Here is a 20,673-nt window from a genome sequence, read left to right as displayed (position 1 = left end):
GAGTAATGTGTAGTGGTATCGATGTGCATGGTGCGATGTATCAGCACAACGGAGAGGAAATCTTCGTCATCGATGGCCACGTACACCTGTGGGACGCGACGGAGGAGAATATCAAACACCAGGGAGGGGAAGAGTTCATCCAGTGTTTCTACGACTATCACACGACGTTCACACCCGAGGAGCGCGAGTGGGACATAGACGAGTACCGCAAGTACGGCGCTGACCGGATGGTCGAGGACCTGTTCGGCAACGCCGCCGCCGACATGGCGATTTTCCAGCCGACGTACCTCACCGACTTTTACGACGACGGGTTCAACACCACCGAGCAAAACGCCGAACTCGCGACCGAACACCCCGAGCGGTTCATCCTGAACGGTACCTTCGATCCCCGTGACGGCGAGGAGGGTCTCGAGTACCTCGAGGAACTCCATGAGAAATACGATATCCCCGGCGTCAAGCTCTATACCGCCGAGTGGCGCGGTGACTCGAAAGGGTGGCGACTCGACGACGAGGACGCCTTCGAGTTCTTGGAGAAGTGTCAGGAACTCGGGATCGAGAACATCCACGCTCACAAAGGACCGACGATCCGCCCCCTCAACCGCGACGCGTTCGACGTAAAAGACGTCGACGATGCGGCCTCGTCGTTCCCGGAACTCAACTTCATCGTCGAGCACGTCGGCCTGCCACGGCTGGACGACTTCTGCTGGATCGCCGCCCAGGAGACGAACGTCTACGGCGGACTGGCCGTCGCCGCACCGTTCGCCCAGAACCGGCCGGGCAAGTTCTCCGAGATCATGTCCGAACTGCTGTGGTGGCTCGGTGAGGATCGCGTCCTCTTCGGTTCGGACTACGCGCTGTGGAACCCCGACTGGCTCGTCGAGGAGGTCCTCGAGGCCGAACTCACCGAGGAACACCGCGCGGAGTACGGCGTCGAGTGGGACCTCGAGACGAAAAAGAAGGTCATGGGCGAGAACATCGCCGACCTCTACGACATCGACATCGAGGCGAAACGGCAGACGCTCCAGGACGACGAGATCAGCCAGCAGTTCGGGCTCGAGGACCACTACGCGAGCGAAGAACCCGCAGCCGCAGACGACTGATGAGCACGCAGACATCCGACGGCCCTGCGCCCGCGCGAGCGGCCGTCCGCGACCGACTCGATCGGGTCACCGATCCGGAACTCGACCGTTCGATCGTCGCACTCGAGTACGTCGACGCGATCGAGATCGACGGTGGCTACGTCAGTGTCGACCTCACGCTCCCGACCGCGTGGTGTTCGCCGGCCTTCGCGTGGATGATGGCCGTCGACGCCCGCGACGAGATCGAATCGCTGCCGGCGGTCGAGGAGGTCCGGATCACGCTCCACGAGCACATGCACGAGACGGAAATCAACCGCGGCGTCAACGAGGACCTCTCGTTCGCCGAGGCGTTCCCGGACGCCGACGGCGACGTCGCTGCGGTTCGCGCCGAACTCGACGACAAGGCCCGCGTCGCTCGCCAGTACGACGCGGTCGAAGCGCTACTCGAGGCCGGACTCGACGCCGAGGCGATCGTCGACGTTCGACTGCGAGATCTCGAGTACGTCGACGAAGCTGATTCCGTCTCGATCTACGTCCGCGACAGCTCCTTTGCCGTCACCGTTCCGGAAGCGCCGCTCGAGCGCTACCTGGAGAAGGCCCGCGAAATCGGCCTCGTCTCGGCCCCGGCCGACCGCCTGTTTCGAACGCCGGAGGGCGAGCCGATCGATCCCGACTCGTTCGATCTCGTCCACCGACGTGGCCGCCTCGCACAGGTCAACATGTCGAGTCAGGGCGGCATCTGTGACGGCCTTCGGGAGGCACGAGAGGGCCGGCTCGAGTGAAGCGCGGACGACTGACGGGACGGCGGTGGAGCCGGAGGGTATCGGGATCGACCACCTTCGTCGTGTTCCGATCTTTGTCGTCGCCATGGCCCTCCCTTTCGCCCTTGAGCCGTGCGATCCGGCGCTTTCACGGCCCCTTCAAGAGCGTGGTGCCGGCGTCGATAGTACGTCGCCGTCAGAGCGGCGGCAGGACCGTCCCCGCTGGCGTCGCCAGGACCACGGCGACGAACGCGGCTGCCAGCCCGAACGCGGCGTTGCCCGCCGCGGCGAGGACGTACCGCCGGAGCGTGGCGTTCCGACCGCCTGCCGTGACGGTGAACGGATCGCCCGCCCGATTCCGGATAACGGGCTCGTCGCCCCTCTCGGGAGCGGGGGCAGCCGATCCGAGGACGTATACCTCGGTACCGGGCTCGAGTCGCTCCTCCCGGATGTAGACTTCCTGTTTCTGCTCGATCGCTTCCGGCACCATCTCCGTGACACGCTCGGGGACCTCCTGACCGAGTATCTGGTAGACGTCCTCGTCGAACGTCGCCGGGCACTCGATCCCCGGAACCTGCATCCGCTCCCACGTGTCGGTCGGCTCGCCCGATCCGTCCCGTTCGACCGGCTGGACGAGCGCAGTGCCGGTCGCACCGTCGAGGCGGAACGGAACGGCCTCGGCACCCTTCCGCTTCGGTGCGAGGTCGCTGAGGCCGTCCCTGAACGTGTCCCGGGAGACGCGATAAGCGTAGGCGAGACATGGGGTTCCGGTGACCGGTGCTTCCAGCATCCCCTGATCGGCGGAGGGACGAGCGACGCCGGTCGCTGCGACGACGCCCGCCGGACGCGTCTCGAGGGCTGTCATGTCTGTCCGGGCCGCTCGAAGGGCTGTTCGAGCGTGTCGAGCAGTCCACTGCAGCGACACGCCGGCGACGCCGACTGCGACGATGACGACGCCGACCCGGAGTGCTAGATCGAGAAGCGCCATCGATCAACGGAGCCGCCGGTGTCGTCGAACTGCGCGACCAGCGATCGCAACCGACCGATATTCGGGTTCATAGATCCTTTTCCGACAGAGGAGAGTGACGCATTTTAAACACTTCCGTTCCGTCTTCGTCGCCGACGGGACGCGTACGTCGTCGGTCGACTCGAGAGCCTCGAGCGCACCCGCCCCGTCGTCGCGGGAGACGACGCTCGCGAATTGCGCGTTACTTCTCGACCTCGAGTAGCGCCACCCGCTCGCGAACCAGCGCCGACAGCGGCGCGTCGGTGGCCTCGCGTTCGGCGTCAGGAACGTCGAAAAAGTCACACAGCGTTTCGACGTCTTGTGTCTCGAGCGTCGGCTCGCGGTCGACGAACGCGTCCAGCGTTTCGACTGCCTCGAGCGCTGCCGCCTCGTCCTCGTCTGAATCGCCGTCGACGAGCACCACCGCCCGAGTCTCGCCGTCGTCGACACCCATCGCGAGCGCACGATCGATCTGTCGACGGCCGGCGGCGTACAGCAAAATTTCGACGGCGCGGTCACGAGCGACGTTCTCACCGCGGTCGATCGCGCGATCCGCGAATTCGACGGCTTGCTCGAGATGCCGGCGGCCGGCGACGTAGCGGGCGTCGAACGCCTGCATCGTCACGTCATGGCGGTCGCCGAGATCGCCGAGTTCGGCGACGAACGAATCGATATCGTCGACCTCGAGTCGGCATTCGAGCAGCTTCATTCGAAATCACCCAGTCTCGACTGGCTGTCGTCTGCTCCGTTTGTTGCTGTCGCGTCGTCGGTCCCGTCGCCGTCGCTCGAGGTGGCTATCACGCCGCCGTCGCCCGACCTTGCTGAGTCCGGCTCGACGCCGTCCATCGAGGGATCCTCGCGACCGGCGCTCTCGAGGATGTTCTCGGCTGTCTTCTCGCCTTTGAGTGCGCCAAGAACGACGCCTTTGTCGGCCGTTCGCAGGTCGGCAGGCTCCTCGATCCCCGCTTCGTAGAGCCGGCGAGCGCGCTTGCGGCCGACGCCGCCGACCGAGACGAGCTCGAGGAGGTCTTCGCCGACGCCGTGTTCGACGCGGGCGCGGGCTTCCCGTACGGCGACGGTCCACTCGCTGTCGATTTCGGCGGCCAGCGACTCGGCCGCGCCGAGCAGCCACTCGGCAGTGTCGACTTTGCCACGCAGGTCGCCCGGCCCGATCTTGTATCGGTCTGTCAGCCGTTCTTCGTCGGTTTCGTCGGCCCAGTCCTCGAGCAGCTTACCCGTCTTGAGCGCGGCCAGCCAGTCTTCGAAGCGCTCCTCCTCGAACTCGCTTGGCGTGTCGCCCAGCAGTTCGGCCTCGCGCTCGTAGAAGAGTTCGCCGAACTTCTCGTCCTCGCCCGACCGCAGATAGAGTTCGTACATATCGGGCGTGCGCGAGACGAGCTGGTAGAGGCCGAGTGCGGTCGGCCGTTCGTCCGCACGCTCTAACCCGTGGACGATCTCGGCGGCGCTCATCGGATCGAGGTAGAGCCGCGAGACGGTGTGACCGAGGCTGGTCGCCTCGAGCGTCTCCTCGCGGCCGTCATCGTCGGCGAGATCAGCAGCCGATGTGAACGCACTGCCATCCGCAGTGCTGGAATCGTCGCTACTGTCGCGCTCGATGAAGTCGTTCGACTCGAGGTACTGCAAGACCGTGTCGGTCACCGTCTCGAGACGGCCGGCTTCGGTCGACTGGCTGGCGTAGAGGGTGGCTTCGAGGAACTCGAGGAGGCCCGCTCGCGTGCGGGCGAAGCCGGATGCGATCGTTGCGAGCACGTGCGTTCGCAGGGCGGGTTCGGCCGCCAGTTTCGAGCGGACCGGTTCGGGATCGGCCCAGATATAGCGGTCGAACAGCTCCTGACTCTCGTCGTGGCTTTTGGCCAGCAGGACGGCCTCGCCGTAGGGGTCGAGCCCCGGGCGACCAGCCCGGCCCATCATCTGGTGGACCTCGAGGACATCCAGGGGTGCCATCCCGCCGGCGCTGGAATCGAAGCGCCGCCAGTCGCGGACGATCACGCGGCGTGCGGGCGTGTTGACGCCCGCGGCCAGCGTCGGCGTCGCCGAGATTACCTTCAACAGGCGGTCGCGGAAGGCATCCTCGACGAGGCTCCGCTGGGTGCTCGAGAGACCGGCGTGGTGAAACGCCGCGCCCCGTTCGACGCAGTCGGCTAAGTCCCTGCTCGTCTCGGTGTCGCTGTCGTCGCGGATGTCGGCGGCCAGTTCTGCGAGCGCGGCTTCTTCCTCGGCAGTCAGTTCCGTTCTCGAGACACCTCCCAACCGTTTCGCGGCGGCTTCTGCGTTTCGTCGGGAGTTGACGAACACGAGCGAGGACCCATCCTCCTGTAAAATGTCGCGAACGAGCGCGGCCTCCTGCTTTTCCGATCCCTCGACGGGCACCTCCCGTGTCGACCCATCGTCGAAGTTCAACGCGTTCCCGTAGTGGACGCCCATCTGGAGGTCGATCGGCCGCCAGTCGGTGTCGACGAGTGCGGCGTCGAGCCAGTCGGCGATCTCGTCGGCGTTGCCGACCGTCGCCGAGAGTGCGACGGTCTGCAGTCCGGGGTTGAGCTGGCGGAGTTTCGCCAGCGTCACCTCGAGCGTCGGCCCCCGATTCCGATCATCGATGAGGTGGACCTCGTCGGAAACGACGCAGGTGAGCTCGGAGAGCCACTCTGCGCCGTTCCGGACGAGCGAGTCGACTTTCTCGCTGGTTGCGACGACGATGTCTTTCGTTGCGAGCCAGTCGCTGGTCGACTCGTAGTTGCCCGTGGTCACGCCGACGGTCACGCCAAAGCGCTCGTAGGCCTCGAACTCGGCCTTTTTCTCGCTGGCGAGCGCTCGCAGCGGGACGATGTACAGTGCTTTCCCGCCGCGTTCGATCGCCGACAGCATCGCGAGGGCGGCGATCATCGTCTTCCCGCTGGCGGTCGGGACGGCGGCGACGAGGTTTTCGCCATCGGTCGCGCCGGCGTCGACCGCCTCGGCTTGTGGCGGGTAGAGCTCCTCGATGCCCTCGCTGTGGAAGTGGTCGATGGCACCGGGTGGGAGCCCCGACAGCTCCTCGAAATTCATTGTCCGTCCTTGGCCCCGTTTGCGGTTTAAAGTATCGTCTTTCGGACTCCGTCGGTCGGAGCCACTATGTGTTCTCGAGCGCGGTGCGTCAGTTCACTGGCCAGCACTGCGGTCGGTCAGGACGCCCACACAGACGACCGCTGTCGTGACGTGCATCAGCCCGAGGATCGCGCCAGCGAAGAGGCTCCCACCGGGTTGATTGGGGATGACCGTGAAATCCGGCACGAGCGAGAGCACGAGGACGATCGCTGCGACGATGAGAAACAGTCGATCAGGGCTGGCACTGAATCGCGCGAGCAGCCCGTACGTGACGGTCGCACCGATGACGCCAAGAGTTGTAAAGAACGTTACTGGTCCGTAATTCAGTGCTTCCAGTTGTGGTGCGATACCGCCGGCGTTGGCCACGAACACGATGAGCAAGTTGATGCCCAACGATACTGCAAGCGCGACTACCCCCGCTCGTGTCAGGTCGCTGATCGTGAGTGATCGTGCCGACGACGACATGCCTGTTTCGGTGCCCATGATTGTCCCTCCGCCGCCACTGATGAAAAGCGTTTGTCAGAAATTCCTTTTATATCCGGATCGGTGACTGATTATCTAGTTGGGTATCGATGCATCCGCGACCCGCCCTGGGGCGAGAGCGGGGTCGACGGCGATAGACCGATGGGACCGGCACCCGAAGCCCACCCCATGGCCGATCCCGACTGCGTCCTCGTCCCCACACTCGGCCGACCACGAGAGGACGAGGCGCTCCCGTATGCCCTCGAGACGTTCCCAGACGCCGAGATCACGCTGCTGGCGGTCGTGACGCCGCTCGACGCGCCGCTTAGCGAAGGCGGGGTCTTGGAGCGCGACGAGCAGCGGATGGCACAGACGCGAGCCAGCGCCGAGGAATTGCTCGCGTCGATCGCAGATCCAGACGCAAGAGACCGCGTTCGGATCGAACTCGGCGAGGGGCGACCCGGCACTGTCGTTCCCCGGTACGCGTCGGAAGCGGGGATCGACCACGTCGTGATGGCCGGCGATAGAACCCGATCGAACGGGTTCATTAGGCGATTTCTCGGTCGCGATATCGCCACCACGGTCGTCGAACGGACGACGCAGCCGGTGACAGTCCTCGAGTGACCTCGAGAGAATCAGCCGCCTATTATCGTCACGAACAGCCGGTACAGACCGTAGCTGACGACGACCGAACTCCCGAGCGTCAGTAGCCAGAAGGTGATCGTGACGCCGATCTTGCGCCGCGAGACGCCGGCCGAGCCGCCGGCCAGTCCGCCGCCGATGACCCCCGAGAGGATGATGTTGTTCAGCGAGATCGGGATGCCGAGTGCGATCGCCAGCTGGGCAATGATGAATCCCGGGACCAGCGCCGCGATCGATCGCCGTACGCCGAGCTGGGCGTACTCTCTGGATGTGGCCTGTAACAGCCGTGGTGCACCCATCCAGGCCCCCGCGAGGATGCCGACCGCCCCGATCGCGAGCAACAGGAACCCCGGCAGGCCGAGTTCGGTTCGAAAGAGGTTCTCGAGCGGGCCGGTCGCGAGTCCGACCTGTGAGCCGCCAGAGGAGAACGCGACGATGCCACCGAGAACCAGTAGGAACGAGCGGATCCCGCTTTCGACTGACTCGCGGACCTGCCGTCGCACCCAGGCGAACGCGAGCAGTCCAACGGCGATCGTCACGAGGACGGTCCCGAGATCGATGCCGGCGGCGAGCGTCGGGCCGCCGCCGAACAGCCGGGCGACGAAGCCCGCGAGCGTGCCCTGCTCGGCGGTCGGATCGGGAATCACACCGAGGCGGACGTTGGCGACGATCGCGCCGACGATACCGGCCAACAGCGGGACGCCGACCGTCTCGGGGACGTCGTCACGTCGCAGGATCGTCGCCGTCGCGTAGGCGAGCCCGCCCGACATGATCGGGACCAGTAGCCAGAAGATGCCGAGCCGGCGGTAGGTCGCCATCGCCGGGTCGCCGCCAAGCGAGAGGCCGACTCCGACCATCGCGCCCGTCGTCGCGAACGCCGCGGGGATCGGATACCGCGTGTAGATGCCGATCGACATGAAGCCAGCCGCGGTCAGCAGTCCTGCGGTGGCCGCAAGCGGCGTGATCGTCACGCCGTTGATGAGGTCCGCACCGATCGTCTCGGAGATGCTTCCACCTTGCATGAGCGCTCCCGCGGCCGCGAGCAGTCCGATGACGAACGCCGCTTGCATCGTCGAAATCGCGTTCGCACCGATCGCGGGGGCAAAGGGTGGCGAGTTGCTGTTCGCACCGAGCACCCACGCCATGAACAGACAAGTGAGAACGGCGATTCCGACGAGGGCAGTGAAGGAGAATGCGACCATTTCGGCTTGTCTCTCGTTCGGTGACCGGCCGCAAAAGCGTTGCCTCGAGCGAACCGACGACCGCTACCGATTTACCGCAACCGTGCCAATCACCGCCCATGAAGATCGAATACGACGAGAACACCTGTATTGGGATGTTCCAGTGTGTCGCCGAATGGGACGCCTTCGAGGAGGACAAATCGAAGGGCAAGGCCGTCCTCGAGGACAGCGAGGAGGTCGAGGACGGCGTTTTCGTCCGCGAGGTACCCGAAGACGCAGAACTCGATGCGAAGTTCGCCGCCCGGACCTGTCCCGTCGACGCGATCACAGTCTACGACGACGACGGCGAGCAGCTGATCCCCTGACGATAAGCAAAAACTGTTCCGTGCCGACCGTCGATTACGCGATCTTGTCGTACTGTTCGGAGAGCTTCTCGGCGGCCTCGCCGAGCTGGTTTCGCTCGAACTCGGTGAGTTCCCACTCGACGATCTCTTCGACGCCGTCGGAGCCGAGTTTGACCGGGACGCCGAAGGCGGTGTCCTCGTGGCCGAACTCGCCCTCGAGTTTGACGCTGCCGGGCACCACTGCGCCCGTATCGCGGAGGATGGCCTCGACCATGTGGCCGACGCCGGTCGCCGGGCCCCACTCCGTCGCGCCTTTCTTCTCGATGACGTTCATCGCCGAGGTCTGGAGTTCGGAGAGGAGTTCTTCCTTTTCGTCCTCGTCGAACTCGGGGTCCTGGCCGTTGACTCGCACTTTGGAGAAGACGGGGACCTGCGCATCGCCGTGTTCGCCCAGGATGGTCGCATCGACGTTCTGGACGGGGGCGTCGAAGCGCTCGGAAATCACGTATCGGAAGCGCGCGGAGTCGAGGCGACCGCCGAAGCCGATTACTTTCTCGCGGGCGCGGTCGCCCGTCTCGTAGAGGTGCCGGTTGAGGAGGTCGACGGGGTTCGACGTGGTGACGGTGATGAAGTCGTCGTTGTGCTCGGCCAGCGAGGAGCCGATGTCCTCCATGATTGGTGCGTTGTCGCCGGCCAGATCGATCCGGGTTTGACCGGGCTGGCGCGGGATGCCGGCCGTGATGACGACGACATCCGATCCAGCGGTGTCCTCGTAGCCACCCTGTCGGATCGTCGTGTTCGAGTCGTAGGCCACGCCATGGTTGGCGTCGGCGGCCTGTCCGACCGTATCGTCTTCCTTGTCCGGAATGTCGACGAACACGAGCTCGTCCGCAACGTCCCGAAGCGCGATGTTGTAGCCCGCAGCGGCCCCGACGGTGCCAGCCGCGCCGACCACACTAACTTTCGTCATACCACGTAATGCTTCCCCATCCCACACGTTAAATCCGTCGGAATTTCCAGCCTCACACAAGTTTGATGATATGAGAGTTCGACGACTGTCGTTCCTTTTCCTTTCCTCAAGACCGAACCGATCATGGCCGATGCCTGCGCCCGTTCGACTATGCGCGTCAGCGTCATCGGCGGCGGAACGATCACCGACGAACAATCGGCTCGCGCCGAGGCGGTGGGCCGCGAACTCGCCGCGCGCGGCCACACAGTCGTCTGTGGCGGTCGCGGCGGCACCATGGAGGCGGTCTGTCGTGGCGCAAAAGCCGAGGGCGGAACGACGATCGGCATCCTGCCGAGCGAGCGCCGGGCACAGGCCAACGACTACGTCGATATCCCGATCGCCACGGGACTGGGTCACGCCAGAAACGCGCTCGTCCCGTTGAACGGTGACGCCGTGATCGCGCTCGCTGGCGGCGTCGGAACCCTCTCCGAACTCGGCTTCGCTGGCATCTACGACCGACTCGTCGTCGGACTTGCGGCCCACGACGTCGCCGACGCCGGCGTCGACCTCGAGCCTGTCGACACTCCCGAAGCGGCTGTCGACGCCGTCGAAGCCGCACTTGAGGCGTAATCGACCCTGTCACGGCCCTGGAATCTCGCTGTCGCAGCTTTTTCGACGCTCCGACACCTCTAGCTGGACATGAGCGACTTCGACAAGGAAGCAGAGCGCGAGAAACTCCGTGAGAAGTACGAACGCGACAAAGAAGAGCGCAAGGCCACCCAGCGAATGAGCGATCTGTTACTCAAGGGTGCGACGATGACCAACACTCACTGTGGGACCTGTGGCGACCCGCTGTTCCAGATGGACGGCACTACGTTCTGTCCCAGCTGCCATGGCAATCCCGACGCCGTCGAGGGAACCGACCTCGAGGCCCAACCGGCCGACGAACAGTCGTCCACGGATCGATCTGAGTCGGACCAGTCCGCCGCGGACGAACCCACCCCTGCTGCATCGTCCGAGCCGACGGCCGCAGCTACGTCGGACGCGAACAGCCAGCACGAATCTTCGGTCACAACGTCATCCCGGGATGAGCGCCAGCCCACACCCCAGGCCAATGTCGAGTCGTCCCAGGCCGATGTCTCGAACCGGACCGCCGACGGTCGAGCGAGTGAGCCGAGTGCACCGGCTCGCTCCCCTGCGCCAACCCAGCGTCCGCAACCGGCCGATGGCGACCTCGAGGCCGCACACGACGCGCTCGTCCGCACGCTCGAGAAGTTCGCCACGGAGGCGGCCGCGACCGACGACCCACGATACGCGCGGGAATGTCTTGAGGCGGCGCGCGAGGCCGGCGAGACGCTCTCCACTTTGCGCTAACGGCGCTCGAGCCGGTCGTACTGCTTCCTGGACGGTCTCTCCTGTGAGTGGATGCGTGTCGCTTCGTCGATCCGTACGCGACTCTCTACACTCAATATGACAGATATAAACTACATCACTAGATATATATTTGATAGTATGGTGTGCCATAACATCGCTCGAACGTGGGCCAGATCGACCGCTGTGTCGGTCGTGCGCCGGGTAGCCACCGATTCCGCCCTCCACGCTACCGGCCCGCGGTCGCTCACCGACCCACGGTGAGAGGAGACCCTACCGATGGCACTTGGATTCGTCGTATCACTCACGGTACTCGTCGTTTGTGTCGGCCTGCTCGGGACCTGTGCGATCTGTCTCGACCGAACCGCTCTGAAACGGACGGCGGCCGACTACGATCGTCGGCTCACCGAAATCTCGCCGTATCTCGGCGTCGCGGGGGTATTCTTCCTCGCAAAACGAGCAACCCACGGTCATAGTCTACGGATCTCGCGCGCGCTCGACTGGGATCTCACCGCGGAGATCTACGCTCTCGAAGGGGAGTTCGTCGCGGTCCTCCAGGACGTCGTTCCCCGCCCAGTTACGCTCGAGTTCTTCTCGGCGATGTACATGTTCGGCTTTCCCTTCCTGCTGGTGACCGCCCCCATCCTCTATTTCCTGTTGCCGTCCCAGCGCCACCTCAAGGAACTCCTTCTGGCATACGTGTTCAACTACCTGATCGGCTCGCTCTGTTATACGCTCTTTATCGTCTACGGGCCGCGCAATCACCTCTCGTCCGTCGACGGACTGATGTACTCGTTTTACCCGCAGACACAGGAGGTCACCGCGGCAGTGTCGGCGAACACGAACGTGTTCCCCTCGCTCCATACGTCGCTGGCGGTCGTTGTCATGCTGTTCGCTTGGCGGTCACGACGGGAGTACCCGCGCTGGTTCGGGATCGCGTCGTTCGTGACGATCTGTGTCGTTTTCTCGACGATGTACCTCGGCATCCACTGGCTGATCGACGTCATCGCGGGCATTCTTCTCGCCGTTGGGAGCGTCATCGGTGCTGAACGGATCGTCACCCGTGCGGAGGGAGCGGCCGGTTCGGTTCCCCCCGGCGAGGATGGCATCGCGTCCGACGCGAGCGACTGATCGCTGTTTCCCGACTGCCTTACCCAGTATAGTCGCTGCCGATCACTTCTCGAATTCGCTCGGCGGTCACCTGTCCAACGCCGTCGGCTGCCTGTAACTCGTCTTCGGTCGCGATCATCACGCTTTCGACCGTCCCGAACTCCTCGAGGAGAGAGCGAGCCGTGACGGGGCCGATCTCGGCGATCGAGGCGACGACGTACTCCTGTTGCTCGCTCAAGGTCTTGGTGCCTTTCTCACCGTGGACCGACACCTCTCGATCGGCGGTCGCCTGTTCGCGGCCGGCGATCACGGCGAGTAGGTCCGTCGTGTCGGCTTCGCTTTCGGTCCGCAAGACGCTCGCGCCGAAGTCGACCGCGAGACTCGAGAGCGCACCCCGAATCGCGTTCGGGTGGATGTCCCGCTGTTCGTACAACCCCTCGCCCTCAACGACAACGATCGGTCGCGAGTAGTGACGCGCCATCGCGCCGACCTGCTCGAAGACCGACCGGTCACCTCCGACAAGCGAGTCGACGAAGTCGGCGACGGACTTGCGCTCGACGACGACCCGATCCGAGAGGACGTAGTCGCCGACGTCGAGCGTCTCGAGGCTGATCTCGATCTCCTCGCGTCGCGAGAGGTCGCGGGCGATGTTGGCGTCCATCTCGCGCTGGTCGGCGATGATTTCGATGGTTTCGCCCTCGGCGTGTGGCTCGTGTGTTTCGACTTCCCCGTCCTCGTCTGCGTCCGCTTCCGTGTCGGCGAACTCCTGTAAGCCGGGCTGGTCTGCAACCCCCTCGCTTCCGGTGGAAGAATCGCCGACGGCGTCGGCGTTGCCGCCGTTTCCGTCTACTTTCACCCCGCACTCACTGTCGGTTTCGCCCTCGAAATCGGTCAGTGACTGCTGGGAGTCGTCGAGTTCGTCCTCGAGCTCGTTGGCCATCCCTTTCAGATCGCGCAGTTCGCTTTCCATCTCTTTTTCGCGCCGTCGGGAGATCCAGAAGTAGGCCTCGTCACGGGTGTCCTCGGCCATCAGGACGACGACGCGACCCTCCGACTGGCGGCCGGTTCGGCCCTTGCGCTGGATCGATCTGATCGCGGTCGGGACGGGTTCGTAGAAGAGCACGAGATCGACCTCCGGAACGTCCAGCCCCTCCTCGGCGACGGACGTCGAGACGAGCACCTCGAACTCGCCTGCGCGGAACTCGTCTAAGACCTCCTGTTGTTGTTTCTGGGTCATTCCATCTGACCCCTCCCGGTCGCCCTGTCCGACGAACCGTTTCGCGTCGAAACTCTCGCTCAAGAAGTCCGTCAGCGCCTCGGCCGTATCGCGGGACTCGGTGAAGACGATCACGCGCTCACCGCCCTCGAGCCCCAGCGTCTCGGCAAGGAGCATCCGCGCTTTGCGGTATTTGGGGTGGAGCTCGTCGAAGCTCTCGGCCTTCTGCATGGCCTCGCGAACGCGGGGATCCGAGACCATCCGCTGGCTCGCCTTCGAGGCCCCCGACGAGCGGGCCTGATTGCGCTGGCGCTCGAAGTACCGGCGCAACGCCTCCACGCTCTGGGTTTCGACCAGCGTGACCGCTTGCCGGAGTTTCATCACCTCGGCGTGGACTGACATCCCCTCGAACCCCTCGGACTGGTCGTTGTTGATCAGCTGCTGGAGTTCTGCACGCATCCGATTGAGGTCTTTCTGGGACTGATCGGGTTGGGTCGACTTCGCCACGCCCAGTTCCTTGAGTTTCTCGAGGCGATCTGTGATGACTTCGTTCAGCGCATCCCGAATCTCGAGGACGTCGTCGGGGAGGTCGATGCGCTCCCATTCGACCTCGGTCTCGTGGGTGAACTCGTCGACGTCGGCGTCTTCCTCGGTCATCACCTCGACCTCCGCGATGCCGAGGTTTTCACAGACCTCGAGGATGGCCTCCTCGTCGCCGCCGGGCGAGGCCGACATGCCAGTCACCAGCGGGTCGCGGGCGTCAGCGTGGTACCGTTCGGCGATGTAGTTGTAGGCGTAGTCGCCGGTCGCACGGTGGCACTCGTCGAAGGTGATGTGGCTTACGTCGGCAAGCGAGATGCGACTCCCGACGAGGTCGTTTTCGATCACCTGCGGCGTCGCCATCACGACCGTTGCATCGTTCCACATTGCGGCGCGGTCGTCCGGACTCACGTCACCGGTGAAGACGACGATCTCCTCGTCCGGAATCTGGAGAGCCTCCCGGTAGAAATCGGCGTGTTGCTGGACGAGGGGTTTCGTCGGCGCGAGCATCAGTGATTTGCCGCCGACCTCGTCGAGTCGACGGGCCGTGACCAGCAGGCTCACCGTCGTCTTCCCCAGACCCGTGGGGAGACAAACGAGTGTGTGGTGGTTCGCGGCCGTTCCCGCGAGTTTCAGCTGGTAGAGGCGGCGTTCCAAGAAGTCGGACTCGAGCAACGGATGCTCGATCGACGCGACGTCCTCGTCCGTCGTTGCCATTGGATGCGATTCGATGCGGGCGCTGTTAAGGATTGAGATAGCACAGTGAAAGTGATCTCGTGGCTGCAGTGGTGCCGGATGACGTATGGCCGATTAGGCTGCTGATATATACATCGAGACAGCCTACACTGTCGCATGGAAACCCGAACGGTCCGTCAACGCCTGCCTGACGTCGGGTCGATCCTCACCGCGGTCGGCTTCGTCCTGCTGGTCAACCTCGTTGGGGCGGCACCGAGCGCGATCGGATCACCCGACACGCCGTGGTTTCGCGCCCTCGAGAAACCGTGGTTCTACCCGCCGACGATCGCGTTTCCGGTCGTCTGGACTCTACTGTTTACTCTGCTCGGTGTCGCATTGTGGCTGGTCTGGCGCAGTGACGCCGACGGCCGGCGGCTCGCGCTGGGGCTGTTCGCCGCCCAGATGCTGGTCAACGTCGTCTGGACGCCGGCGTTTTTCGCGCTCGAGGCACCGCTGGCCGCGTTCGGCATCATCGTCGCCCTCTGGGTGCTCGTCGTCGGCACGATCCTCGCGTTCCGACGGGTCGACCGCCGTGGGGCAGCCTTGCTCGTGCCGTATCTCGCGTGGATTACCTTCGCGGCCGTGCTCAATTTCGAACTCTGGCGGCTGAACGCCTAGGCGGATTGGTCGCCCGCTAGCCGCTTACTGCTCCGGGAGCCACCACGTCAACGCCACCGCGACCGCCACGAGACCGGCGAGCACGAGATAGCCCTCGTCGAAATAGCCTCGATCCGCGAGCGCACCGAACAGGACCGGACTGGCCGCCCCGATGGTCATGTAGACGGTTCGCAGGAAGCCCAGCCCAGTCCCCTTCATGTCCGAGGGAAACGCTGCGGTCATGTACGGCAGCGTGATCGTCCCGTAGCCGAGGATGCTCGAGAGGAAGACGGTCCCGACGGCGATGGGCCAGAAGTCCTCGAGAAAGGGGAGCGCGACCAGCGACGCAACGACTACGCTCAGAACCGGCGGCAGTGCCGTCCGGATGCCGAACCGGTCGTAGAGCCTTCCGGTTAGCGGCTGGACGACGATGCCGGTCGCGAAAAAGGCGCTGAACAGCCCGGTCGCGACCCCCTCGGAAACCCCCTTGATCTCGATCAGGTAGGTCGGATAAAAGCCCGTAAACGCCTGCCAGACGCAGTAGGTCAGGATCTGAATCGCGGTCACGGTGACGATCTCAGGCCGGCGCAACTGCGAGCCGACGTAGCGTGCCGTCTCGAGCGAGACGCTGTCGACGGCACTGGTCGCGCTCGAGGTGCGTGCGGGAACGACGAGTCGAAGACCGACCGCGACGACGGCGAACGCCGGGACGGCCAGTCCGAAGCCGTACTGCCACGTAACGGCTGTCGCGATGCCACCAGCAGCCAGCGGCAACAGCGTATTGCCGGCCTGACCCGCCGCCATCGTGATCCCGATCGCGGTGCCGTCGTTGTCGGGGTAGATGTCGGACAGCGTCGTAAAGCGGGCGACGCCGTACAATGCCGTTCCGAAGCCGAAGGCTCCCGTCGCGAGGTAGACGACCGGCGCGGAGCCGGCGACGGCGACGAGGCCTAGCGTCACCGCCGAGATCACCGTACTCGCGACGAGGACGGTTCCCTCGCCGAACCGGTCGGCCAGCAGCCCACCGGGAAGCTGTCCCAGCGCATAACAGAGCCAGAGTGTGGTCAACAGGAGGCCAGCTGTCGTCAGATCGAGGCCGTAGGTCCGCCGGAGGAAGGGCAGCAAGACGGGATACGCGAGCCTGACGCCGATCGAGAGAAACCAGCCGGTGGCGACAGCGACGAGGATTTCGCCGCGGCCGTCCGACAGAAACGACCGCGCGTTCGACAGTCGCGTTCTCGGCTTCAGCAGTGACACAGGTCGCGTCACCGTTCGCTGGCCACGGTCTTGAGCGGCCCAGAACGGTACGGGCTTGCCGATATCATAACGTCCGTGGCTTTCGCGCTCGACCGTCGCTTGCGCCGGTGCAGTCACCGAGCGACGCCAGCCACGGTGGTTCAGCCGGAGACGGGCACTAGACCGGCACGAACTCGAGTGCCACCCACGCCAGACAGGCAGCATAAATCGGGATCGTCAGGTTGTCGTCGATGATGTAGGTCCGGATCTCGAGGGTGACGCCGTCGGCGATCGTCGCCCCGAGGGCAGCGATCAGCGCCACCGCAACCGGCAGGAATGGGATCGCGACGACTGTCGAGACGAGAAACATCGTGATGAGCACTTTCGGCGGCTTGACTCGCTGGAGGGTGTTGTCCGAGACCGTGCCGCTTATCGGATCGCCTAGCGCGAGCATCAACATCGCGGGGAGGGCGATCGCCGGCTCGAAGACGACCACGACGGCAGCCATGCTGATCAGATACAGCGCGTAGGCCCCGGGGTTGTCCTGCTCGTACTCACGGGTGAGCACGTCGTAGAGCCGCCAGTCGAGTCCCACCTGCAGTCGCAGGAACTCGAGGACGAGCGCCCCGGCCGCGAGGAGAATCAACAGGAGTTGAAACCGAGCCCACGTAAGCCCGAGCCCGAGGGCGTCGGCGAGCAGATAGAGGACGACAAGCCCCGAGCCGCTGGCGTGGACGAGTCGCCGCTTCAGTTCGTCGGCCATTATGTCGTGCCTCGTGAGAGGTGACCTTCAGTCCGTCGATCACCTCCAACCTTTTACACTGCGCTCCCTTCGGTCGCTCGGTGAAATCTCGAGAGAGCGAAGCTCTCTCGGACCTCGCGGGAGCTTCGCTCCCGCTTAGGGTTGATCAAAAGCTTCCTCCCTCCGTTTCGGCCCTTTGGGGCCTTCACATCGGTCGTCGGCCTGCTCGTTCACCCTTCGGGTTCACTCGCAGATGCAACAAAACCTGTACCGCCACCACTGGCGACAGCGTCTCCGCTACAACGATTCGAACTCGAGGTCGCCAGCCCGAATCGCCGACAGCGTCTTGGCGAGTTCGTCGACCGGGAGTCGCTTCTGGTCGGTCGTATCCCGTTCGCGGACCGTAACCGTCGTTTCTTCGTCTTCGATGGTTTCGTAGTCGACAGTCACACAGAACGGCGTGCCGACTTCGTCCTGACGGCGGTAGCGCCGGCCGATGTTGCCCGAGTCGTCGTAGGTGACCGACAGCCCCGCCTCGCGCAGGTCCTCGACGATCGCGTCGGCCTGTGTCTCAAGCTCGTCGTCGCTTTGCAGCGGGAAGACGCCGACAAAGGTTGGCGCGACTTCCGGCTCGAGCTCGAGGAAGGTGCGGTCCTCGCCGTCGACTTCGTCCTCGCGGTAGGCGTGGTGGAGGACGGTGTAGACCAGCCGGTCGACACCGAAGGAGGGTTCGACGACGTGTGGGGTGATGTGTTCGCCGGCGATCGTCTCCTCGTCGACCGAAAAGCCGGTCTTCTCGACGGGGATCTCGTGGGTCTCGCCCTCGAGTTCGAATTCGACGGTGTCGCCGTCGAACGCCTCGCGGTCGCGAGCGGCAAGGTCCTCGAGTTTGCCGACGACGGCCTGTGCGTCGCCGCCGAATTCAGGACCGAGGTAGCTCATGTCGGGATCGACGGTGGCGCGCTCGACGGTCTGTGGCTCGTCGTACTGCCGGAAGATCGTAAAGCGGTCGCCGGAGTGTTCGGCGTGTTTCGAGAGGTCGTAGTTGCCCCGATGGGCGAAGCCAGCCATCTCGATCCAGTTGCCGTCGATCTCGCTTTCGGCGTCCCAGCAGTCGCTGGCGTAGTGGGCCCGCTCGCCGGCTAAGTGCTGGCGATAGCGGAACCGGTCCATGTCGACGCCGACAGCCTCGTACCACGGCTTTGCGACGCCAAGGAAGTACGCGACCCACGGGTCCGTGATGATGTTCTCGTCGACGGCTGCGCCGATCGTCGTCTCGAAGGCCTCGCCGTCGTCTTTGTTCTGCTCGCTGGCCGGATAGAGGGTGACTTCGACGTCCTCGACGCTCGAGAGGTCCGGCTCGTCGACTTCGGGGTCGATGAAGTACTCGAGTTCGGCCTGCGTGAACTCTCGCGTTCGAATAATGGATCGCCGCGGACTGATCTCGTTGCGGTAGGCGCGGCCGATCTGGCTGACGCCGAAGGGGAGCTGGTTGCGCGCGTACTCTTTGAGGCGGGGGAACTCGACGAAGATGCCCTGGGCGGTCTCGGGGCGCAGGTAGCCGGGATCGGAGTCGCCGGGGCCGATGTTCGTCGCGAACATGAGATTGAAGTCTTCGACGGCCTGGCCCGCCAGCCCGGCACCACAGGAGGGGCAGACGAGTTCGTACTCGGCGATGACCTCCTCGACTTCGGGGATCTCGAGGCTCTCGGCGTCTTCGTACATCGTGTTGTCCTCGACGATGTGGTCGGCGCGGTGGCTCTCGCCACAGTCGGGACACTCGACGAGCATGTCGTCGAAGCCGTCGAGGTGGCCCGAGGCCTCGAAGACGGGTTCGGGCATGATCGTGGGCGCGTCGATCTCCATGTTGCCCTCCGCGACGGGCGAAGCGATCGCGCCAGGCGTCCTCGACGTTGCCTTTCAGGGCCGCACCCTGTGGCCCGAAGGTGTAGAAGCCGCCGACGCCGCCGTAGGCCCCTGAGGACTGAAAGAAGTAGCCGCGTCGCTTGGCCAGTTCGACCAGTTTCTCGCTCGTGCTGTCGGTGTTGTCGTCCGTGTGCTGTTGCTCACTCATAAAGTGCCTCCAGAAGGTCGATGTCACGGACGATGCCGACGAGGTCTTCGCCCGTGACCACGGATCTGTTCGATGTCGTTGCTGATCATCCGCTGGGCTGCTTCCTGCACCGACGTACTGACCGAGACAGTCACTACGTCGTCGCTCATGAACTCCCGAACCGGCCCCGTCGGGAGCTCGATGTCCCGCGTGGGGAGATAGCGGCTGCCGACGGCCTTGATCCCTTCCCACGACCAGTCGTCGTCCTGATCGCCGAAGTTGTCACCGGTCGACTCCTCGCCCTCGACGATCCGGGCGACGTCGATGATGTCGACTTCCGTGAGAATCCCGCTCATCCGACCGTCGTCGTCGAGCGCTACGGTGTAGGGGACGTTCGCGTAGGATAGTCCCCGTTCGGCGACGGGCAGCGGCGCTCCCTCGTAGGTCGTGTTCACGTCCTCACTGACGTAGGACTCGACGGTGGCGTCGGTCTCCTGGTCGCCCGTCGCGATCGCGTGGATCACGTCCGTCACCGTGACGATTCCCTCGAACTCGCCGTCGACGACGGGCACGCGCCGTGCGCCCGCCTCGACCATCGTCCGGGCGACGGCCTCGAGGCTCGTGTCGGCCGTCGTCGTCGGCACGTCCTCTTCTAAGAGCATGACGAGCTGGTCCTCGTCGGGCTGTTCGATCAGCGTCTCCCGTGTGACCAGCCCGCGGTACTCGAGCCGTCGTCGGTCGCTTTGACGACCGGCACGGACGAGAACGACTGCTCCTGGAGATACTCGAGCACGTCGGTCCGGGTACCCGGCAGATCGACGGTCACCACGTCCTCGCGAGGCGTCATCGCGTCGGCTACGTTCATATCCCCACCGTACGGCTAAAATGAGTATAAACCCAGTGTTTCACACCCAGGATTGATTCGATTTCCGATCGGTATCGCGAACGGACAGTAAGATCCGATGACTTTATATGGTGGTGGGTGTGGCTCACTATCATGGCAGTATCCCCCAACGCCATGGCGTCCGACGACACTATCGTCGGTTCGATCGATTCGACGGCCGCGAGCGATGAGTACGTCATTGCGGACATCTCTGCCGACGGTGCCTGGCTCTCCATGCAGGCCGAGGACGCACCGACGTTGCCGGCCTGGCGATAACTGGGGGTTGGAACGGGATTTTCTTCAGCGAGACCGGTCGCGACATCGATCGTGGCCAAAACGACAGTTCAACAGTCACGGGCTGGCTGCTGTGCTGTCCCGTCTATCCGTTGCTCATATTGTCGGACAGAACGACGTGACGATCGGTCGCGAATTCGCGACCGACTTCGTATTGACTTCTGTCCAACCGTATCACGCTCGAGTCGCGTTCACACCGGTAATCGTTTGGCACTCTGTAACATAGTGTTGCACATGTCGCTCGAGGGACTGTTCGATCAGCTTCCGGATCCGGGATCGCACTCGTTTCCCGACTACTCGCTGCACGCGGCGAGCCTGTGTTGCCGATCGCGGTCACGCGTCGGAACTGTCGACGATCCTCGAACTG

18 protein-coding genes and 2 pseudogenes are annotated in these 20,673 nt (G+C 64.3%); 9 read left to right on the top strand and 11 right to left on the bottom strand.

What is annotated here, in order from left to right; translation table 11 throughout:
* The first annotated feature begins 35 nt into the window (after nucleotides 1–35).
* Nucleotides 36–1,100, top strand: coding sequence for an amidohydrolase family protein (locus tag E2L06_RS00095; RefSeq protein WP_138777449.1), 1,065 nt, complete (start codon nucleotides 36–38; stop codon nucleotides 1,098–1,100).
* Nucleotides 1,100–1,861, top strand: coding sequence for an iron-sulfur cluster assembly protein (locus tag E2L06_RS00090; protein WP_138777447.1), 762 nt, complete (start codon nucleotides 1,100–1,102; stop codon nucleotides 1,859–1,861). Before E2L06_RS00095 ends, E2L06_RS00090 begins: the two co-directional genes overlap by 1 nt.
* A 175-nt stretch (nucleotides 1,862–2,036) precedes the next feature.
* Here the strand turns inward: E2L06_RS00090 and E2L06_RS00085 are convergent, their stop codons facing one another.
* From E2L06_RS00085 to E2L06_RS00070, 4 genes are all read right to left on the bottom strand, one after another.
* The gene (locus tag E2L06_RS00085; protein WP_138777445.1) at nucleotides 2,037–2,828 is read right to left on the bottom strand and encodes a hypothetical protein; all 792 of its coding nucleotides are present in this window, start codon (nucleotides 2,826–2,828) and stop codon (nucleotides 2,037–2,039) included.
* A 220-nt stretch (nucleotides 2,829–3,048) separates the two neighbouring features.
* On the bottom strand, nucleotides 3,049–3,555 hold the full coding sequence (gene cgi121, locus E2L06_RS00080; RefSeq protein WP_138777443.1) for a KEOPS complex subunit Cgi121: 507 nt from the start codon (nucleotides 3,553–3,555) through the stop codon (nucleotides 3,049–3,051).
* The gene (locus E2L06_RS00075) at nucleotides 3,552–5,912 is read right to left on the bottom strand and encodes an ATP-dependent DNA helicase (RefSeq protein WP_138777441.1); all 2,361 of its coding nucleotides are present in this window, start codon (nucleotides 5,910–5,912) and stop codon (nucleotides 3,552–3,554) included. Before E2L06_RS00075 ends, cgi121 begins: the two co-directional genes overlap by 4 nt.
* A 93-nt stretch (nucleotides 5,913–6,005) precedes the next feature.
* The gene (locus E2L06_RS00070; protein ID WP_138777439.1) at nucleotides 6,006–6,434 is read right to left on the bottom strand and encodes a DUF6069 family protein; all 429 of its coding nucleotides are present in this window, start codon (nucleotides 6,432–6,434) and stop codon (nucleotides 6,006–6,008) included.
* 141 nt (nucleotides 6,435–6,575) lie between these two features.
* Between E2L06_RS00070 and E2L06_RS00065 the strand changes: the two genes are divergently transcribed.
* Nucleotides 6,576–7,037 (top strand): universal stress protein, encoded by a 462-nt coding sequence (locus tag E2L06_RS00065; RefSeq protein WP_394348725.1) that lies wholly within the window; start codon nucleotides 6,576–6,578, stop codon nucleotides 7,035–7,037.
* An 11-nt stretch (nucleotides 7,038–7,048) separates the two neighbouring features.
* Here the strand turns inward: E2L06_RS00065 and E2L06_RS00060 are convergent, their stop codons facing one another.
* Nucleotides 7,049–8,257 carry an inorganic phosphate transporter gene (locus tag E2L06_RS00060; protein WP_138777437.1) on the bottom strand — a complete coding sequence of 403 codons (1,209 nt, stop codon included), beginning with the start codon at nucleotides 8,255–8,257 and terminating at the stop codon, nucleotides 7,049–7,051.
* A 98-nt stretch (nucleotides 8,258–8,355) separates the two neighbouring features.
* Between E2L06_RS00060 and E2L06_RS00055 the strand changes: the two genes are divergently transcribed.
* Nucleotides 8,356–8,601 carry a ferredoxin gene (locus tag E2L06_RS00055; protein ID WP_138777435.1) on the top strand — a complete coding sequence of 82 codons (246 nt, stop codon included), beginning with the start codon at nucleotides 8,356–8,358 and terminating at the stop codon, nucleotides 8,599–8,601.
* A gap of 34 nt (nucleotides 8,602–8,635) precedes the next feature.
* Here E2L06_RS00055 and mdh read toward each other — a convergent pair whose 3' ends face one another.
* Nucleotides 8,636–9,550, bottom strand: coding sequence for a malate dehydrogenase (gene mdh, locus E2L06_RS00050; RefSeq protein ID WP_138777433.1), 915 nt, complete (start codon nucleotides 9,548–9,550; stop codon nucleotides 8,636–8,638).
* Nucleotides 9,551–9,700: 150 nt separating this feature from the next.
* Here mdh and E2L06_RS00045 point away from each other — a divergent pair, with 150 nt between their 5' ends.
* The 3 genes from E2L06_RS00045 to E2L06_RS00035 all read left to right on the top strand — a co-directional run bounded on the left by E2L06_RS00045 (nucleotide 9,701) and on the right by E2L06_RS00035 (nucleotide 12,031).
* The gene (locus E2L06_RS00045) at nucleotides 9,701–10,159 is read left to right on the top strand and encodes a TIGR00725 family protein (protein WP_138777431.1); all 459 of its coding nucleotides are present in this window, start codon (nucleotides 9,701–9,703) and stop codon (nucleotides 10,157–10,159) included.
* A 69-nt stretch (nucleotides 10,160–10,228) separates the two neighbouring features.
* On the top strand, nucleotides 10,229–10,903 hold the full coding sequence (locus E2L06_RS00040; RefSeq protein ID WP_138777429.1) for an Sjogren's syndrome/scleroderma autoantigen 1 family protein: 675 nt from the start codon (nucleotides 10,229–10,231) through the stop codon (nucleotides 10,901–10,903).
* A 276-nt stretch (nucleotides 10,904–11,179) separates the two neighbouring features.
* Nucleotides 11,180–12,031, top strand: coding sequence for a phosphatase PAP2 family protein (locus E2L06_RS00035; protein WP_138777427.1), 852 nt, complete (start codon nucleotides 11,180–11,182; stop codon nucleotides 12,029–12,031).
* Nucleotides 12,032–12,050: 19 nt separating this feature from the next.
* Here E2L06_RS00035 and E2L06_RS00030 read toward each other — a convergent pair whose 3' ends face one another.
* Entirely contained in the window at nucleotides 12,051–14,483 is a 2,433-nt protein-coding gene (locus tag E2L06_RS00030; RefSeq protein WP_138777425.1) for a DEAD/DEAH box helicase, read from the bottom strand.
* 135 nt (nucleotides 14,484–14,618) lie between these two features.
* Between E2L06_RS00030 and E2L06_RS00025 the strand changes: the two genes are divergently transcribed.
* Nucleotides 14,619–15,119: a TspO/MBR family protein gene (locus E2L06_RS00025; protein WP_138777423.1), complete on the top strand. Its 501-nt coding sequence runs from the start codon at nucleotides 14,619–14,621 to the stop codon at nucleotides 15,117–15,119.
* A 24-nt stretch (nucleotides 15,120–15,143) separates the two neighbouring features.
* Here the strand turns inward: E2L06_RS00025 and E2L06_RS00020 are convergent, their stop codons facing one another.
* The 4 genes and pseudogenes from E2L06_RS00020 to E2L06_RS00005 form a co-directional block, all read right to left on the bottom strand.
* Nucleotides 15,144–16,355, bottom strand: coding sequence for an MFS transporter (locus E2L06_RS00020; protein WP_138782461.1), 1,212 nt, complete (start codon nucleotides 16,353–16,355; stop codon nucleotides 15,144–15,146).
* Between the two features lie 157 nt (nucleotides 16,356–16,512).
* Nucleotides 16,513–17,097, bottom strand: a complete 585-nt coding sequence (locus E2L06_RS00015; protein WP_138777421.1) for a dolichol kinase — start codon at nucleotides 17,095–17,097, stop codon at nucleotides 16,513–16,515.
* A gap of 276 nt (nucleotides 17,098–17,373) precedes the next feature.
* Nucleotides 17,374–19,150, bottom strand: a pseudogene (glyS, locus tag E2L06_RS00010) (glycine--tRNA ligase).
* Nucleotides 19,143–19,994, bottom strand: a pseudogene (locus E2L06_RS00005) (CBS domain-containing protein). Before E2L06_RS00005 ends, glyS begins: the two co-directional pseudogenes overlap by 8 nt.
* A gap of 132 nt (nucleotides 19,995–20,126) precedes the next feature.
* Between E2L06_RS00005 and E2L06_RS21630 the strand changes: the two are divergent.
* The gene (locus E2L06_RS21630) at nucleotides 20,127–20,288 is read left to right on the top strand and encodes a hypothetical protein (RefSeq protein WP_171052274.1); all 162 of its coding nucleotides are present in this window, start codon (nucleotides 20,127–20,129) and stop codon (nucleotides 20,286–20,288) included.
* The last annotated feature ends 385 nt before the right edge of the window (nucleotides 20,289–20,673 follow it).

Source organism: Haloterrigena sp. H1, assembly GCF_005938085.1.
Lineage (GTDB): Archaea > Halobacteriota > Halobacteria > Halobacteriales > Natrialbaceae > Natrinema.
Note: the sequence above shows the minus strand (reverse complement) of the source record. Positions and strands in the feature narration are given on the sequence as shown.

Excerpts from the sequence above, each read along its gene's own strand:
- E2L06_RS00085 (WP_138777445.1), bottom strand. The coding sequence starts at position 2,828 with ATGGCGCTTCTCGATCTAGCACTCCGGGTCGGCGTCGTCATCGTCGCA.
- E2L06_RS00090 (WP_138777447.1), top strand. The coding sequence starts at position 1,100 with ATGAGCACGCAGACATCCGACGGCCCTGCGCCCGCGCGAGCGGCCGTC.
- E2L06_RS00045 (WP_138777431.1), top strand. The coding sequence starts at position 9,701 with ATGCGCGTCAGCGTCATCGGCGGCGGAACGATCACCGACGAACAATCG.
- E2L06_RS00030 (WP_138777425.1), bottom strand. The coding sequence starts at position 14,483 with ATGGCAACGACGGACGAGGACGTCGCGTCGATCGAGCATCCGTTGCTC.
- mdh (WP_138777433.1), bottom strand. The coding sequence starts at position 9,550 with ATGACGAAAGTTAGTGTGGTCGGCGCGGCTGGCACCGTCGGGGCCGCT.
- E2L06_RS00095 (WP_138777449.1), top strand. The coding sequence starts at position 36 with ATGTATCAGCACAACGGAGAGGAAATCTTCGTCATCGATGGCCACGTA.
- E2L06_RS00055 (WP_138777435.1), top strand. The coding sequence starts at position 8,356 with ATGAAGATCGAATACGACGAGAACACCTGTATTGGGATGTTCCAGTGT.
- E2L06_RS00060 (WP_138777437.1), bottom strand. The coding sequence starts at position 8,257 with ATGGTCGCATTCTCCTTCACTGCCCTCGTCGGAATCGCCGTTCTCACT.
- E2L06_RS00040 (WP_138777429.1), top strand. The coding sequence starts at position 10,229 with ATGAGCGACTTCGACAAGGAAGCAGAGCGCGAGAAACTCCGTGAGAAG.
- E2L06_RS00065 (WP_394348725.1), top strand. The coding sequence starts at position 6,576 with ATGGGACCGGCACCCGAAGCCCACCCCATGGCCGATCCCGACTGCGTC.
- E2L06_RS00070 (WP_138777439.1), bottom strand. The coding sequence starts at position 6,434 with ATGGGCACCGAAACAGGCATGTCGTCGTCGGCACGATCACTCACGATC.
- E2L06_RS00075 (WP_138777441.1), bottom strand. The coding sequence starts at position 5,912 with ATGAATTTCGAGGAGCTGTCGGGGCTCCCACCCGGTGCCATCGACCAC.
- cgi121 (WP_138777443.1), bottom strand. The coding sequence starts at position 3,555 with ATGAAGCTGCTCGAATGCCGACTCGAGGTCGACGATATCGATTCGTTC.
- E2L06_RS00035 (WP_138777427.1), top strand. The coding sequence starts at position 11,180 with ATGGCACTTGGATTCGTCGTATCACTCACGGTACTCGTCGTTTGTGTC.
- E2L06_RS21630 (WP_171052274.1), top strand. The coding sequence starts at position 20,127 with ATGGCAGTATCCCCCAACGCCATGGCGTCCGACGACACTATCGTCGGT.
- E2L06_RS00025 (WP_138777423.1), top strand. The coding sequence starts at position 14,619 with ATGGAAACCCGAACGGTCCGTCAACGCCTGCCTGACGTCGGGTCGATC.
- E2L06_RS00015 (WP_138777421.1), bottom strand. The coding sequence starts at position 17,097 with ATGGCCGACGAACTGAAGCGGCGACTCGTCCACGCCAGCGGCTCGGGG.